This is a genomic window from Candidatus Hydrogenedentota bacterium, assembly GCA_035416745.1.
Lineage (GTDB): Bacteria > Hydrogenedentota > Hydrogenedentia > Hydrogenedentales > SLHB01 > UBA2224.
The window spans coordinates 1-15,220 of sequence record DAOLNV010000007.1; the positions used below are offsets into that span (position 1 = coordinate 1).

The 15,220-nt window shown below is 59.9% G+C and carries 10 protein-coding genes; 1 reads left to right on the plus strand and 9 read right to left on the minus strand.

All coding sequences use genetic code 11. From position 1 onward, the window contains the following. The first annotated feature begins 108 nt into the window (after positions 1 to 108). Positions 109 to 1,611: a DUF2961 domain-containing protein gene (locus PLJ71_04155; protein HQM47854.1), complete on the plus strand. Its 1,503-nt coding sequence runs from the start codon at positions 109 to 111 to the stop codon at positions 1,609 to 1,611. 39 nt (positions 1,612 to 1,650) lie between these two features. Here PLJ71_04155 and PLJ71_04160 read toward each other — a convergent pair whose 3' ends face one another. The 9 genes from PLJ71_04160 to hydF form a co-directional block, all read right to left on the minus strand. Further along, positions 1,651 to 5,055, minus strand: a complete 3,405-nt coding sequence (locus PLJ71_04160; GenBank protein HQM47855.1) for a polysaccharide lyase family protein — start codon at positions 5,053 to 5,055, stop codon at positions 1,651 to 1,653. Positions 5,056 to 5,230: 175 nt separating this feature from the next. Continuing rightward, positions 5,231 to 7,540 carry a hypothetical protein gene (locus tag PLJ71_04165; protein ID HQM47856.1) on the minus strand — a complete coding sequence of 770 codons (2,310 nt, stop codon included), beginning with the start codon at positions 7,538 to 7,540 and terminating at the stop codon, positions 5,231 to 5,233. A gap of 208 nt (positions 7,541 to 7,748) precedes the next feature. Then, the gene (locus PLJ71_04170) at positions 7,749 to 8,675 is read right to left on the minus strand and encodes a hypothetical protein (protein HQM47857.1); all 927 of its coding nucleotides are present in this window, start codon (positions 8,673 to 8,675) and stop codon (positions 7,749 to 7,751) included. Positions 8,676 to 8,705: 30 nt separating this feature from the next. Then, positions 8,706 to 9,473: an ABC transporter permease gene (locus tag PLJ71_04175; protein ID HQM47858.1), complete on the minus strand. Its 768-nt coding sequence runs from the start codon at positions 9,471 to 9,473 to the stop codon at positions 8,706 to 8,708. Positions 9,474 to 9,511: 38 nt separating this feature from the next. Further along, the gene (locus PLJ71_04180; GenBank protein HQM47859.1) at positions 9,512 to 10,444 is read right to left on the minus strand and encodes an ABC transporter ATP-binding protein; all 933 of its coding nucleotides are present in this window, start codon (positions 10,442 to 10,444) and stop codon (positions 9,512 to 9,514) included. A gap of 102 nt (positions 10,445 to 10,546) precedes the next feature. Continuing rightward, entirely contained in the window at positions 10,547 to 11,692 is a 1,146-nt protein-coding gene (locus PLJ71_04185) for an aminotransferase class I/II-fold pyridoxal phosphate-dependent enzyme (GenBank protein ID HQM47860.1), read from the minus strand. 241 nt (positions 11,693 to 11,933) lie between these two features. After that, on the minus strand, positions 11,934 to 12,602 hold the full coding sequence (locus tag PLJ71_04190) for a redox-sensing transcriptional repressor Rex (GenBank protein ID HQM47861.1): 669 nt from the start codon (positions 12,600 to 12,602) through the stop codon (positions 11,934 to 11,936). A 42-nt stretch (positions 12,603 to 12,644) separates the two neighbouring features. Beyond that, positions 12,645 to 13,721 (minus strand): [FeFe] hydrogenase H-cluster radical SAM maturase HydE, encoded by a 1,077-nt coding sequence (gene hydE, locus PLJ71_04195; GenBank protein HQM47862.1) that lies wholly within the window; start codon positions 13,719 to 13,721, stop codon positions 12,645 to 12,647. 22 nt (positions 13,722 to 13,743) lie between these two features. Then, complete coding sequence (gene hydF, locus PLJ71_04200) at positions 13,744 to 15,033, minus strand: [FeFe] hydrogenase H-cluster maturation GTPase HydF (protein HQM47863.1); 1,290 nt, start codon at positions 15,031 to 15,033, stop codon at positions 13,744 to 13,746. Between the last annotated feature and the right edge of the window lie 187 nt (positions 15,034 to 15,220).

Here is a 15,220-nt window from a genome sequence, read left to right on the forward strand (position 1 = left end):
GACCGTTCCTCCCTGTTTTGCCATGACCCCGCAGACCTTGCTTCTCCCAGAGGAAATTGTGAAAAAAGACGCCGAAAACTGATCCAAACGCCATAGGGAGATTGAGTAATGAAAGCCTTTGCAGTGATTGCGCTTTTGGCCGCTCTGCCCGCGTGGGCGTACGAACTTAGCGAATTGCCCAACCTGGACGTTCCCCGTATCCGGGCTGAAAACGCGCTGTGGGTCGAGAATCCGCTTGAAGAACAACTCGTATCGGCCAAGACCGTTGTGGTCGCCCGTCTCGAGGGGCCGGGCCGCATCGAGATGATGCATTTCGCGATGCCGGGCGCGCTCAAACTGGGCCGGGAAGCCATCCTCCGGATTTATTGGGATGATGCGGAGGAGCCGAGCGTGAACTGCCCTCTCGTGGACTTCTTTTGCGACCCGGCCGGGCAGTTCGAGTCGGTCGAAACGGTGGTTCTCAACAAGCGCCGGGGCTTCAACTGCTATTTTCCCATGCCGTACCGAAAGTCGGCGCGGGTCGAGGTAGCGTACGATGGAGAGCTTCCACCGGGGCAAGAACTACAGTCCAAGATGCCGTGCTACTCGTACGTGATGTACCGGACACTTGAGAGTCTGCCGCTCTCGACCGGGTATTTCCACGCCAACTGGCATCAGGAATCCCTGCCGCTCGGGCGGGCGGAGTATATCGCGCTCGACACGCAGGGCAAAGGGAAGTTCATCGGCTGGAGCGTCACCATTCGCAAACCCGGCGCTCCCGCCTATATGGTCGATATGAACGAGATGTTCTACGTGGACGGCGAGGGGACGCCCTCCGTCGAGTTTCAAGGCATCGAGGATGCCTTCGGCTTCAGCTGGGGGTTCCCCGAGACCGAAAGCGAATTCCTCGTCAGCGGGTACCGCAAGTACTTCCAGGGCGCGGCAGCTTACAAGTTCTTCTTGAATGACGCGATCCCTTTCGAGCAGTCGTTGCGCGTAACCATCGACTTCGCGAAGAACGAAAACGAAACGGTGAAGGCCATGGTCGGCGATGAGGGGTACTATCACGAGCTGTCGAGCGTCTGTTATTGGTACCAGGCGCCGGCGTCCCCGGTCTCAGCTCTGCCTTCTCTCGAAGACCGGCAGCCCGCGCCCGACGACAATCCCGCGTGGCCGCACGAGGAGGTCTTGCCAAGTGCGGAAGAATTGCGCAGCCAGGGGACGAAGTTCTACATGCTCTGCGGCAGGCCCGAGAAAGAGGTCATCCATGCCGAAGAGGGATACGCCCTTGGAAAAGTCGACGGATATTCGTATGCGGGGTGGCCGGGACGTGTCTATCACACACGGGCAAGCCAACGTGTGCTCGCAATCGAACTCGAGGTCCCGCCCTCCAGCCAGGGCATATTGCGGCTCTACATCGCCGATCCCGACCACTTCATGGGAGGCAGAAAACAGGAAATCCGTGTAGGCGGCAAGAGCGTCGGGGTATTCGATGATTTCCAGGAAGGAAAATGGATTGAGACGCCCGTTGACGCCACAATGACTCAGGGAGGAACCATTCGCATCGAGGCCGAAAACCTGCGTACGCAAGGCAACGCGGTCATCTCCATCGTCGAATGGCGTGAACAATAGCCCGCACAACCGAGAAAAGCGTCGATCACGGTCACGAGTTCAGTCAGCCGGGCGCTCGACTTTCAGCGTGACTATTTCGAACGGAAGAATGGTGATGGGGCGAGCGGCTTCCTCGATTGCCGCCCCGTCGAGATCGGCTATCCATGCCTGGAGCGGCGCGCCATTAGACGTGTTCAACGTAACCTGTTCAGGCCGCCCTGATGCGCCGAACAGGCGCAATAGCCACGCGCTCTCGTTCGGTATCGGTTTGAGTGCGGTGACGACAATGCCCGGCGGAAGCGCGCCTATCGGAGACGCGAGAAGCGGGGCATCCTCTTCGACCGGAACGGCGAGCAACGGTTGGCTTCTCTCGATACCGAACCGCGCGGCTGTCCCGGCGTCGAAACGTCGATGCGGTTGCACGGAATAGCGGAACAGGATCGCTCCTTCTTGATCATGCCGGTAGTTCGTGGTCCAGTAGTTGTTCATCACATACGAATAGAATGTTGTGGTCTGCTCGATGGAGTCGCGCCACACGCCCTGCGCGAAGGGATCGGCGGGTTGGGGACTCATCATTCCCACTTCAATGACGGGGGCGTCCATGCTGGCCCACGTGATCCCGTAGTCCTGGTTCGAAATGTCCACCCAGCGCTGGACACTTAACCAGTTCTTGCACGACCCGGGAAGCTGGTCGATTTCGGGGCGCACAACCGACCACGGCATATCGATATGCATCACGCCATCCGGGACACCAAACGCAAAACCAAAGTGAAATCCTTCCTTCTGAGGCTCGGGCTTCAGCAGGTTCTCGAGCGGAATAGCCTTCTTGTCGGCCAGATTGAAGATATCGACGCGGTTCAGCCCGTCGATCACGCGCACCTCGCGAAGGAGACGGTTACATCCCGGCGCATCCGACTCGGCGGCGATGGATGCTACGAGCGGCCCGCGATCCTTGATGGTGACTGTCACCGGCCCATTCGAGACGGCATTTTCCGGATTGAACCCCGCGATATAGTGGTAACTGTTGATGCCGGCGCTTTCGCTCTCGGCGAGATCGACGTCCAGGACGTTCCACCGCAATTGGCGAATGGCGCCGGTCGTTTCGTCCAGCGCCACCTGAACAAGGCCGTTGGTCAATGTGGCGCCCTCGGCCCAGGCCGCTCCTGAAGCGCGTGCCGTTCCCGGCTCGAAGATCAAACGCAGTGTGCCAAAGGGGGGCACGTTCTGTACTATAACGGCCAATTCACCGGCGGCCAGACGTTGCGCGGGAAGCTCGTTGCCATCGATATCGTGAACAGAGTCTCCCCGAACGGGAAAATCCTTGGGCAGTATGAGCAGGTCCGAGCGCGGCCATGAACACGTATTCACGACATCCACAGCGGCGATGGGCGCGGATAAAGCCCGCCGTTCCGCCAGTGCCTTTTCCAGAAGCGCGTGCGATTGGGTCTCGGCATCCAGTGCGAACGCCTGTTTGATGCGCCACTGGGCATCGTATTCTTCCGTGCCGGGAGAGAAGGAACTGCTCGAGCCGATATAGCTGCGTGCGCCCCAGGTGTGCTCATCGTACAGAATAACGTTTCGCCACGCGTCCCGGAATTCTTCTTTCGGGAACGGGCCTGCGTTGAAAAGGGCCCAAAGCGTTTCGGCCTGGACGAGGCGTTCCGCGGCAGCTCTGTTGATGGCTGTTTCGCGTGCCGACGAACACGCTCCGTCCTCCCAATAAGGAGAGAAGTCCCCTCTGGCCGAGGGGATACTTTCTCCATAACGGTTCTCGAATGCGCGAAACAGCTCGGCCGTTGTGGCAATGACCAGCTTCGGAGATGCGTACCGTGCGTTCCAATCGTTCACGAATGCAGAGAGAGCCGGGTCTGGGCCCTGGTTATCTCCTTTGCACTGGCGATAGTAGAGGATGTCGTATGGATACGCAGAGATTTGACGTTCGGAGTCCTTCAGAAACGCAAAGAGTTCTTCCTGGTTATTGAATATGGGCTGGTATGCGTTATCCGTCTGCCAGCACAGAACTTTGTATTTCCCGCAAGGTGACACCCACCAGAAGGGGCGGTTGTCCCATGCTTCGCGCGCATGCCCCGTGCGGTGACCGATATTCGGTCCGAGCGAAAGGTATTTCACGCCGCTCTGTGCCAACACAGGAACTGCCCCCCAGGTCAAGCCGGGACAGTCCGTGACCATGGCCGATTCTATGGAAACACCGAGGGCCTTTCTCATTTCGCGGGCGAATGCAAGCAGTTGCACGAGTTCCTCGGGACGGCAAAGGCCGGCAAGTTCGTGGCAGTAGAACGCGTCCAGCCCGATCTGTCCGCGTTTGACGGCGTCGATGAACACGGCGCGGCTCTCGGGGGAGGCTTGTTTAAGATAGCCTTCCACGGGCCAAAGCACTTCGACATTCCATTTGAATTGGGCCTTGGCAGGCAGGTTCTCGGCCTGTTGTGCGGCGGCGACGGCTTGTTCGATGAACGCCCACTGGTCCTTTTCGACCTTTGTCTGGATGTCGGTGTAGCCGATGTCGACATGCGAGTGGGGGAGCAGGTAGATCTCGAGCATGCGGGCCGGTCTCAACGTCACGGATTCCTCTGCAACTACGCCATCGGGAGTGCTGAATGTCAAGAGGAGATGCTGCTCGGCCCCGGATGCGGCCACCAGGAATTCGGCGTCAGTCGTACCGGCATCGATGGTCTGCTTCCCGATCTCGCGGCCCGCAACAGAAAGGGAGAGGTCGGCCGGCGGGCCGAAGTGACGAATCGTGGCCGATACCGGCCGGAATAAGGCGTCTTGCTGCTCTATGAGGAGATGAGGTGTGGCCTCGCAATCGGAAAGAAATGTCCCGGCAACGGCTTCGAGGGCAGCCCCTGCCGGCGCTTCGAGCCCAAGCCAATCGTAGAGGATCATGCTCCCGGAGAGCGTCGTGATTCTGATTTGGTTTCGACCGGGTTTGAGGAGGCCCGCATCAAAAGGAACGCTGAAGCAGTGTTCCTGGCCCTTGGCGGGTTCTCCGTAGTAGGCGGAATCATCGCCGCCGAGCGGCATCTGTTGCCGGAACCTGGAGTCGTTGATCGCAATCTCCAGTTCGGGGGGCTGTTCGTAATGGGTATTGATGAGGTCCACCTGCAGGCGGCATTCCCCGGCCAGACTGTTCGGGCTCAGGCCGAAGACGATGGTGAAGGTGTGCGGCCTGCTCCCGAAAGCGAGGTCGGCCGGTCCGGGCTGGAAATACGGCCAATCGTGCTTTGTTTCAGACTGGCCTACCACAAAGAAGCCATCCCGCTCGTACCGGGAGTAATCCGCTGGGGACAACGCAAACTCGGAATTGTCGTTGTCGCGAACGCCGATTTGCCACAGGAAACCTGTATCTGGGGCGCTAGCTTCGGCATTCTCCGCCGCCGGAGCCGAGAAGCACGCCACGAACCACGCGGTCACAAACAGTTTCGGCAGGAGAATTCGTGTCATGGCTCGCAACTCCCTCAATCTCCGGTCCTGTTGCTTAGGCGATGCCCTCCGTGCCGGTGCATACGTGTTCGGAGCAGCCGAAGGCATCGCTTTCGTTTCTCCTAATCTAATCGAAGCGTTAGCGGCAACTCCGTAACCGTTTGTGACGCTGCGCAATCTCCCGCCACGATGGGCATCAGCCTTCTATCTGCTCGAGGAGCCAGCGGCAATTGACCACTTTCTCCACGAGATCCAGCGGGAGATAGAAGTACTGGCACGAAGGTTCGAAACCGATTCGTGAATCTTCCCGGGTGATTGTGAAGAGCTGGCGGGCGAGGGCGAGCTCGGATTCCAGACACCGCCTGAGCTCGGCCCTGTGCCGGTCCCGCTGCTCGGGAGTCAATGCCTCCCGCGGGCCAGCCAGCGCGTCGCGTGCTATCACATACCGGGATTGGTTAGCCACCGCCTGAAAATGGATTGCGGCGGCTCGGGCCAGACGAAGGTCTCCCTGCGCTTCGGCACGCAAGTCTTGGGGAGTCTTCTGCACTGCGGCTTCGAGTTCCGCGATGCCGAGCTGCCAGCCCTGTGCGACTTTCTCGAACTGCGCGGCGAAGATCTCTGGCGGATATGGGCCGCGCCACCCGTTCAGATCGTCGTAGGGGAAACCCCACATCGTCGCGCTGTAACCGGTCTTTGTTGGATAAATGGGATTGGCGGGGCCGCACTGGACGGGGCAGGTGTACACAACGCTGATATGAAACGGGTACTCGCGAAAAGCTTCGCTCATCAGGGTCCATGCCTTGCGGGCATGGGGCGCGCCTTCGGAGCCAAACCGCTCCGCGGCCAATCCATCCAGCACGGAATCGGCGCTCGGGGCAGGGGTGAGGCTCAACCGGTGCGCGAGCTGGAAATTGGGGGAGGGGAAGCCGCCCATGGTCCAGCCAATGAGCATAGCGTCCAGTTGGGCGGCCTGCCGCAAGTTGGTGCAATGCTCCGCGATCAAATCCATTACCGGAAGATAAGGGATCGTGGCGATTTCGCAGGTGTTGTTGAACTGGATCTCCGTGCCCGTCTTCAATCCTGTTTCGCGCGCCACTTTCCATTGGGCAAGCGAACGCGGACCAGGACCCACTGATGAGATCGAGTATTCGCCTACCGTAGACTTGATACCGCCCCGCTCGATCGGCAAGTGCCACTCGCTCACGGACATCAGATACACGGATTTGGGCAGGCGGGCGATGATGTCGGGCGCGTCGCCGTGGCCGCGCCAGCCCCAGTCGGAGATCAAGACCGCGGCATTCGGGTTGCCCCGGTGCACGCCCTCCTCGATGACGCTGACGACTTCGGCAAGGATGTCGCCATCGCTGCGTGTTTTGCACCGTTCACATGACGTCCAGGCGCCGTGGGATGCGCAGTTGGTGAGGTTTTCCGATGCCGTGATCGCATACACGCCAGCCAATTCCGGCACTTCCCGGAAAACGTAGGCCAGAGCTTCGCTCATCCAGGTGCGGATAGCGGGCTGCGAGGTGCAGAGGGCGGTCAAGTCTCCTTCCTGAACGCCCGCCATGTCGGGATGGCCCTTGAAGAACGAGCTGGGCATGGCCCGTGGCTCGTTGATGTAAAGGTAGATGCCAATGCCGAACGTTTTCGCGCGCTGCACCAGTTCTCTGAGGTTTGCCAGGCGTTTTTCGTGGTCAGCGCCAAACTCCGGAAATGCGCCGCCTCCCGGCGCCAGATCTCTCAGGAGACCCTGAAGCCAGACGCCGTTGATCCCGGCTTCCGACAGGCGCGCCAGCAGTCCGTCGGGGTAGGGGTTCAGTTCGGGGGTCAGCAGGGGATCGCCATATACGGCAACGTACGAATAGACCAGCCGCCGGGGATCAGTCGTGATGCTTACGGACGCCGGCGGGGTGTAGGAGGGGGGAAGCTCCCTGAGCTGCCGGACGAAATCGAAGCGAGGCGCTTCCGGAGCGCTGATTTCGCTGCCGAACACTTCTTCGACCACGCCGCGGATCGCGGCTGCCCTCGACTTTGCCGCCTCGCTCGGCGTCTCGTAGTGAATCGGGTCACACTTGGGTTTGAGGCGGCCCAGCTTGATCCATAGGAAGTCCTCCTCACGCAACGTGAACGCCAGGCGCTCGGGAGACATCTCGACAAGCTGAAGCAGTTGCTCATATGGCAGAAGATGCCAGTTTCGGCGGATCAGGGTAGCGTATCCCCGCTTCTTCAGGTCAGGCGATACCGCCGGTTCGGCGGGGAGCCCCATCGATGTCGCCACCGCCGTGACCTGCTCGACCGACGCGCCGAGAATATCCGCCAGCTTCGCCGGCTCGACAGCATTCCAGTTGCGCCATATGAACTCATGCAATCGGTCCGGGAAATGGCCGATGGAGACTGGCTGGGGGGCATCGCCATATGGCAGCACGGTCTCTTCCGCGGATGCCTTGGCCGCACAAGGTATTAGAAAAACGCATGTCCAGGTGAGAGAAGAAAGAATTCGCGACATCGTCAAGACCTCCATCGCCAGATTGTCAGCCAATTGCACAAACAGGGAGGTTACGGGCGCCCGTTGCCCACGCCTCACGCATCTTGGTAGTTGGCCGGTAAAGACCAACGGGAGCGTGCACTATGCAAGAAACAACGGGCTGATTCAATCATGCCAGGGCGGGGATCCGGGTCCGGGACCGATTCCCGAAGAGCCGTCAGGTCTCCCCCTACTTCCTTGCCTCATTTTCATCCATGCGCTTGGCCGTGACGCGTTTCTGCACCCTGATGAGGTTATATCCGGTTGCTTTGAAACCTTCGTCGCATACAGCGAGGGCTTTTTCATACTGGCCGAGTTCTGTCAGGCTCTTCGCAAGAAAGAGATACGACTCCGCGAACAATTGTTCCTGGTACTCGTCAAGATTGCCGTGAGCCTTTTCGACACGCGCTTTTTCGTCTTTGCCGCAACGGATGGCCTCCTCGAGAACCGACGCGGCCTTTTGATAGGCTTGTTCAGGAGTCATGCCAAGCCGGTCGTGATAGTCGAAGAGATGCCTGCCCAACGCGGCACGGATCTCGAATGTCCATGGGTTCGCTTTGACGCCGGCCTCGAGCAACTCCAGGGCCTTCTGTGGTTCACCGGCGAAATCCGCCATGATGAACCCTCCCAGCGTATAAAGGCGTTCGAGGTTGGGATTGAGCTTCAATGTCAGCTGGTACCAGGGGATGAGTTCGGTGGGGTTGCTGTGGCCATGGATTTCCATGCTGGGCGTAATCATTCGATGAAGACGCCCAACGGGCCCCCGCCAGTCTGTTTCGTCACTCAAGGCGACAGGCACGCCGCACTTGTGACTCAAGCCCGTGGCTACGTCCGTTGCCTCATGGGCATGAAGCCCCCGCGCTTCTTCGGCTTCGGTAGGTATTCGCAGAGCCACACCGTTGTGTAGATATTCGAGGGTCTTCATCCAGATAAGGCTGTGCGCGGTGAACTGAATTTGCCCCATCAAACTCAGCGCGATGGACTCTCTCGCGGCATCCATTTCCTCCGCGGTGAATTGAGTGTGCACCTCTTCGACCTGCGCATTGTACAGCCGGACAAAGAGTCCGCAGAGGGCAAAGCCGGGGATAAGCAACAAGGGAAACAGCTTTGACCACATATCAGCACTCCCGGAATCCTGGAATATGCGTCACAGGGCGATACGCCGAAAACGCCACGACCCAAGGCCGATGAAGATGGCCGCGTACAGCACCGCATACGCCGTCAGCGCCGCCAGGGCCCCGGCGGGAATTGACGGCCATTCATGAATCACTTTCTTTGAAAGGTCAAAGAGCTCCAGATGAGGCGCCACCCAGTAAACCCCCTCTGCAACCCGGCGGGCCGTCCCCTGCAACTCGTCGTGCACCGCGAGGATCGTGTTCGCGAAGGTGCTCATGGCCAGGCAGAGCAAGAGCGAGATGGTTACGTTTGCGCCGTGAGTAAGGAAGAGGGACAGGGTTATAACAACAGCGGCAATCAGCCACATCGAGAGTATCCGCAAATACAGGGCCTGAAAGAAGATCGCTCCCGGGGAAATTCCGAATGCCAGGAAGAGGAGCTGTAATTCCGCCCAAAACAGAACAACAACGGCTGAACTCATCAACCCAACGCCGAGGTACTTGCCCAGGAAGACGGTTGTCCGGTTGACAGGCTTGGCGAGAAGCGGATAGAGCGTGCGGTTGGCGATTTCGACCGGAAGCTGGCGCGCCGCCGCGACAACGCATATGACGATGCATAGGATATTGGTTACCGTCAAGGCAACGTCCTTGACGAATTTTTCGAGCCCCTCGATGCCGAACTGGTTGAACAGGCCCGCGCCGAGCACGATGGCAAACCCCAGAATGAGCACGACGTATGGGTCTTTTCGGCGGACAGATTCGAGAATGGTGGCCTGCGCGATGCCAAGCAGTTTTTCCATCGTCTTTCTCCCTTGCGCGGAGCGCCCGGCCACGAGCGTTACGTCGTCTTATGCCCGAGTTTCCGGACGAAGTAGTCCTCAAGCGAGGGCGGCTCCTCTCGCACGTCAAGGATCCTGGCGCCATGGGCCTCCAGGCGCGCGCGAAGGTCCTGGGCGGCTTCCCAGCTATCGGCCGCGTAGACCTGCTCGCCGTCTCCGGACGCCCGGACGATCACGCTGCCGGGCAGCTCGCCGGGCGAGCCGGTGAGTTGCGCACGTACGACTATGGACTTCGACGAGGCCAGCATATGACCGAGTTCGTCTTCTTCAATGACCTTGCCCTCATCAAGAAGGACGATGCGATCGCACAACAAGGCCACTTCCGTCAATTCATGAGAGGAAAAGAACACGGTTTTGCCCCGAGACTTGAAATCCATGAGAATCGCCCGGACATCGTGCCGCGCCACGGGGTCCAGACCGGAAGTCACCTCGTCCAGAATCAGAAGTTCCGGTTCGCCCATTATGGCTTGGGCGATTCCTACGCGCTGCAACATACCCTTCGAGAATCCGCTGAGCCGTTCGCGCTCGCGGCCGGCCAAGCCGACCTTTTCCATGAGCTGGCTGATATTCTGCTCCCGGTCGCGGCGCGGCATGCCGGCGAGTTTTGCGTACAGGCGCAGGGCCTCGCGCGCGGTCAGAAAGGGATAGTAAACGGCCACTTCCGGGAGATATCCAACGCGGCGCCGGGCTCCAATAGAGCCGGCGGCTTCGCCAAATACGCTGACTTGGCCCCGGTCAGGCTTTAGGAATCCCATCAGCACCTTGATGGTTGTCGTCTTGCCCGCGCCGTTGGGTCCGATAAAGCCCACGACCTCCCCCTGTCTTACTAACAGATCGAGCTTATCAACGGCGGTCACAGACCGTCCCAAGGGTGTTTTGAACTCCACGTGAAGGTCTTCTATCGCGATTACCGGCACTCTGTCGCGAGTCATGGTCTGCCCCTCTCGCCCAAGGCCATGTCCTGTCAGAACCTGCGTTCTGGAAAGACACCCTCCGCAATCGCCATGATACGGGACAAGGCTGGCGCACCCGTCCTAGACGGCGGAGAGCGCCTGGTCCAGGTCTTCCAGGATCCGTTCAACCGGTTCGATCCCCAGGGACAGGCGCACCGTATTCTCGCGCACGCCGAAAATGGTTCGTCTTTCCGGGGGAAGGTACAGCATCGTTGTCAAGACGGGAATGCAGATGAGAGACTCCGTTGCGCCGAGGCTTACCGCGTGATAGATCACCTTGAGCCGGTTGATGAACTCCTTGGCATCGTCCTGGCTGCTGCCTACGTCGAAGGCCATCATGCCCCCGAAGCCGCGCACCATCTGTCTCTTTGCGATCTCGTGGTCGGGACAACTGGGCAGACCCGGATAGGAGAGGCGCGATATCTTCGGCTGTGTTGCGAGAAACTCGGCGGCCTTCTGGGCGTTGTGCGCCATGGTTGCTGCGCGCAGCTCGAACGTCTTCAGTCCGCGGCTCAGCAGAAACGCGCTATAAGCGTCAAGGGTGGTTCCGATGGCCTGGCGGGTAAACCACAGGTCGTTGTAATGTTCTTTGGAACTGGCAATGGCGCCGGCCATGATGTCGTTGTGTCCTCCGAGCGCCTTCGTTGCGCTGTGGATCACGAGGTCCGCGCCGAATTTGAGCGGAAGCTGGTGGTAGGGAGTCGCAAACGTATTGTCGACGACCATCAGGGCGCCCACCGTGTCGGCGGCGTGGCGGACGTGCTGCATGTCAATGGTCTTACAGAGCGGATTGGTGGGGGTCTCCAGAAAGATCATGCGCGTGTTCGGTTGAACGTGCTTTTCAATTTGTTCGGCGTCATTGTCATCGAGCCATGTCACCTGGACGCCCAGCTGCTCGAGGATAAGGGCGACCTTATAGTTGGCGCCGTACGTGTCATGAAAAATGATGAAATGGTCGCCGGTGCGCAGATAGGTCAGATACGCCATGGTGCAGGCAGCCATTCCGGTAGTGCAGACGATGCAGTCTTCCGCTTCCTCGAGCGCCGCGATTTTGTGTTCCACCTCACGCACGGTCGGGTTATCGTCCCGGTGATAGGTGTACCCCTCGACCTCGCCGTCCGTAATCTGGCGCAATACTTCAAACGAGGCGTATTCGTAATTCACCGCGTTGACGATGGGCGTGACCATCGGGCGGTTGCCGTATGGTGTAAGGGGATCATTAGGCATATTAAGACTTCCTCTTGTTTGCGATGTACATGGTGCACGCCTTGCTACGGTTCCGGCGATGTCCCCTTCCGTTCGAGACGTTCGGTCAATGAGCGGAGATGAGAATTGCAGCCATCGACTCCAGCCAGCAGCAACGTATCATATCAAAGAACTTACATGGGATGCCATAGCCGAGCCCATCTTCCTTGCTGCAATAAGGGCTTGCCCCGCAGTTGGGCATCTGCGCAGCACACCCCTGGGCTCACTGGGCGGCGGGGTCTGCATCTTCCCGTTCGCGCTGGAGGTGGTAAGCCAGCTCGGCGAGTCCCACGACAATGTGTTCGTGACGCACTACGACGTTTGGGGGAACGGTGAGGGTGGTAGGCCCGAAATTCCAGATACCCGATATGCCGGCGCGCACAAGACGGTCAGCGAGGTCCTGGCAGGCCTCGGCCGGAACGGCCAGAATGGCGAGCCGGACCTGATTCCGCGTGATGACTGTCTCGAGTTCGCCGGTGCTGTAGACAAAATGGCCGCCAATCGTAGTCCCGACTTTCCCCGGGTCGTCGTCGAACAGGCCCACGATGCGCAATCCATACTTCACAAATCCCCGATACGCCGCGAGTGCCCCTCCCAAGCGTCCGGCTCCAACCAGGATGGCTTTGTGAATTTTGTCGAACCCGAGGACTTCACGGATAGCTTCTATCACTTCCGAGGCGCTGTACCCGACACGGGGAACGCCCCGGACGCCAATGGCCGCCAGATCTTTGCGAACCTGGGTGTCGTCCATGGCGAGAAGCTGGGCCAGTTCGCGGCTGGATACGGTGGCCGCTTTGCGGAGATCGGACTGTTCGCTTAGAAAGTGGAAGTAGTGGACCAGCCGCTCGAGATGCGAATGGCCGAGTTCGTATTTTGCCTTGGACCGCCCCATACTGCCTGCGCACTCCTGTAACTGGGAAAAACAGCGATTTTCTCATTTAGAACCGTGAATGCGTCCTCCCGGTCCCCTCCCTGGTTCGCGACCCATGGCACGGATGCGCGCCAGCATGTCCGTGTGAAACGCCCGCGAAGTCTCTTGGATGCAAGCCTTTGCGGGATAGATCTCGTATTGGCTTCGATACTGCGGCGGCGTTAGGTTCGGCATAATGACATTTGCTCCCCGCGCTAATCCGAGTTCGCGGCCCTGGACGCGGTTCAAGGTGGCCAATGCCGTGGTGCTCGGAATATTGGCTTCCGGACAGACGATGCGCGTCAATGCTACTACCTTGTACGTCATCAACTCGGTATTGGGAACCGGTTCGCCCTCGGGGTCGGGACAACGCCATTCCCCCCTGCCCAGGGGGGTTTCCGGATGCTCAATATACGGTCCCACGCCGATCATGTCCAGATCGAGGGTGCGAAACATGTCGATGTCGTGGGCGAGACTGGCGTACGTCTGTCCGGGAATGCCTATCATTACCCCGCTTCCGGTTTCGTAGCCGAGGGCGCGCAACTGCCGGAGGAGGGCAACGCGGTCAGAGACCTGGCCCCGCGCGTCGGGGTGGATAAGCCGGTAGAGTTCGCGGTTGGAGGTCTCGAAACGCAGGAGGTAGCGGTCTGCGCCCGCTTCGCGCCACGCCCGGAGATCCTCGATGGGGCGTTCGCCCAGGCTCAATGTGACCGCAAGAGGCGTTTCGGTCTTGATGCGCCGGATGATGTTTGCCAGCCACTCGGTCTGGATGCCGTAGTCTTCACCCGATTGCATGACCACGGTACCGTAACCAAAGCGCAGGGCTTCGGCAACGCAGTCCATGACCTCCGCTTCGGTCATGCGGTAGCGCCCGAGCGTACGGTTGCCGGACCGCAGACCACAGTAGCCGCACTGGCGGATGCAGTGGTTGGAGATCTCGACAAGGCCCCTGAGATGAACCTCGTCACCGACATGGGCCCGGCGGACGGCGTCCGCAAGGATCCACAATTCTTCCAACCGTGCGAGCTCGTTTTCGCGAAGCCAAACCAGAATTTGGGATTCGGTGAGCATTTCCGGGCTGTTTGATGATTTCGTCGCCATGGTGTACCGCGTTTCCCGGGGTTCAGCGGTCGTCGGCCGCGGCTGCCGCGTCCGGGACGCGCTTCCGCGAACCGGTTCCGAGCGCTGCCCGCGCTTCGCGGTAGGCGTCCAAGGCCGCCGGGAATGGTTCCAGCGCCCGCTCAAAAATGCCCAGACTGTACGAGATGGTCAATCCGTAATTGGTGATTGGCACGCCTGCCTGGCGGCACTTGAGGATGCGGGTCAGCATTTCGCGGCGGTTCGCCGTACATGCACCGCAGTGAATGACCAGCTTATAGGGGGTGACGTCCTCCGGAAAGTCATGGCCTTGCACCCATTCAAAGTTCAGCTTGCCGCCGGCGTATTCCGTGAGCCAGCGGGGGATCTTAACGCGGCCGATGTCGTCAGCAATAGGGTGATGGGTACAATGCTCCGCGACGAGGATACGGTCGCCTGTCCGCAAGGTGTCGATGGTCATGGCGCCGAGGGTTTGCTGGACCAGATCGCCCCGGAACCGGGAGAACAAGATGGAGAAGCTGGTCATCGGGATGTCCCGCGGCGTGTCGGCGGCGACCTGGAGGAACGCCTGCGAGTCGGTCACCACGAGTTTTGGCGGCTGGTTGAGCCGTTCGAGGGCTTGGCGCAGTTCGCGTTCCTTTACGACCATGCAGAAGGCGCCGTTGTCCAGCAGATCGCGGATCGACTGCACCTGGGGCATGATGAGGCGGCCTCTCGGGGCTTCCTTGTCGATGGGGACTACCAGAACAGCCATCTCTCCCGCGCCGACGAGGTCGCCGAGTATCGTGGGACTATTGATGAACTCGTCGGGGACGCTATCAAGCAGGGCTTGGCGAAAATCGAGGATTCCGGCGCCCGTGTTCGCGGCGGTCAGGACCACGGGGACGCCGCGTTGCTCGAGGGTTACGAGCAGGCCCGGGTCGGGCCGGCACAGGTCGCTCTTGTTGAACACGACGATGGCGGGGACTTGGCGCTGAGCGAACTCCTCGAGGATATCATGCTCGAATTCCCCCCACGTGCCGGGTTCCGCCACCAGGACGCCCAAATCCGTGCGGTCAAACACCTGTCGTGTGCGCTGTGTGCGGAGCTCGCCAAGGCCTCCTGAATCGTCAATCCCCGCTGTGTCGATAAACAGGACGGGGCCCAGGGGCAGCAATTCCATGGGTTTCTCGACCGGATCGGTCGTCGTTCCTGCGTGAGGCGATACGATTGAGACCTCCTGCCGCGTGATGGCGTTGAGCAGGCTCGATTTTCCGACGTTGCGGCGTCCGAACAGGCCGATGTGCAATCTGAACGATTTCGGTGCGCTTTGCATTGCGATCATCCGGCTACTGTGGGCCATTCGTGACCAGGTGCCACAAGGCAGGTACAGGCCGCGCCCACAGGAGCTGGTTGTATGATACGTCAACGCGCGAGGGCTTTTCATGATTTCCGCAGGGCATGACGGCAGCCATACGCCTGGCGGCCGTACGCCTTGTATATCGAGACGATGAAACGCTATG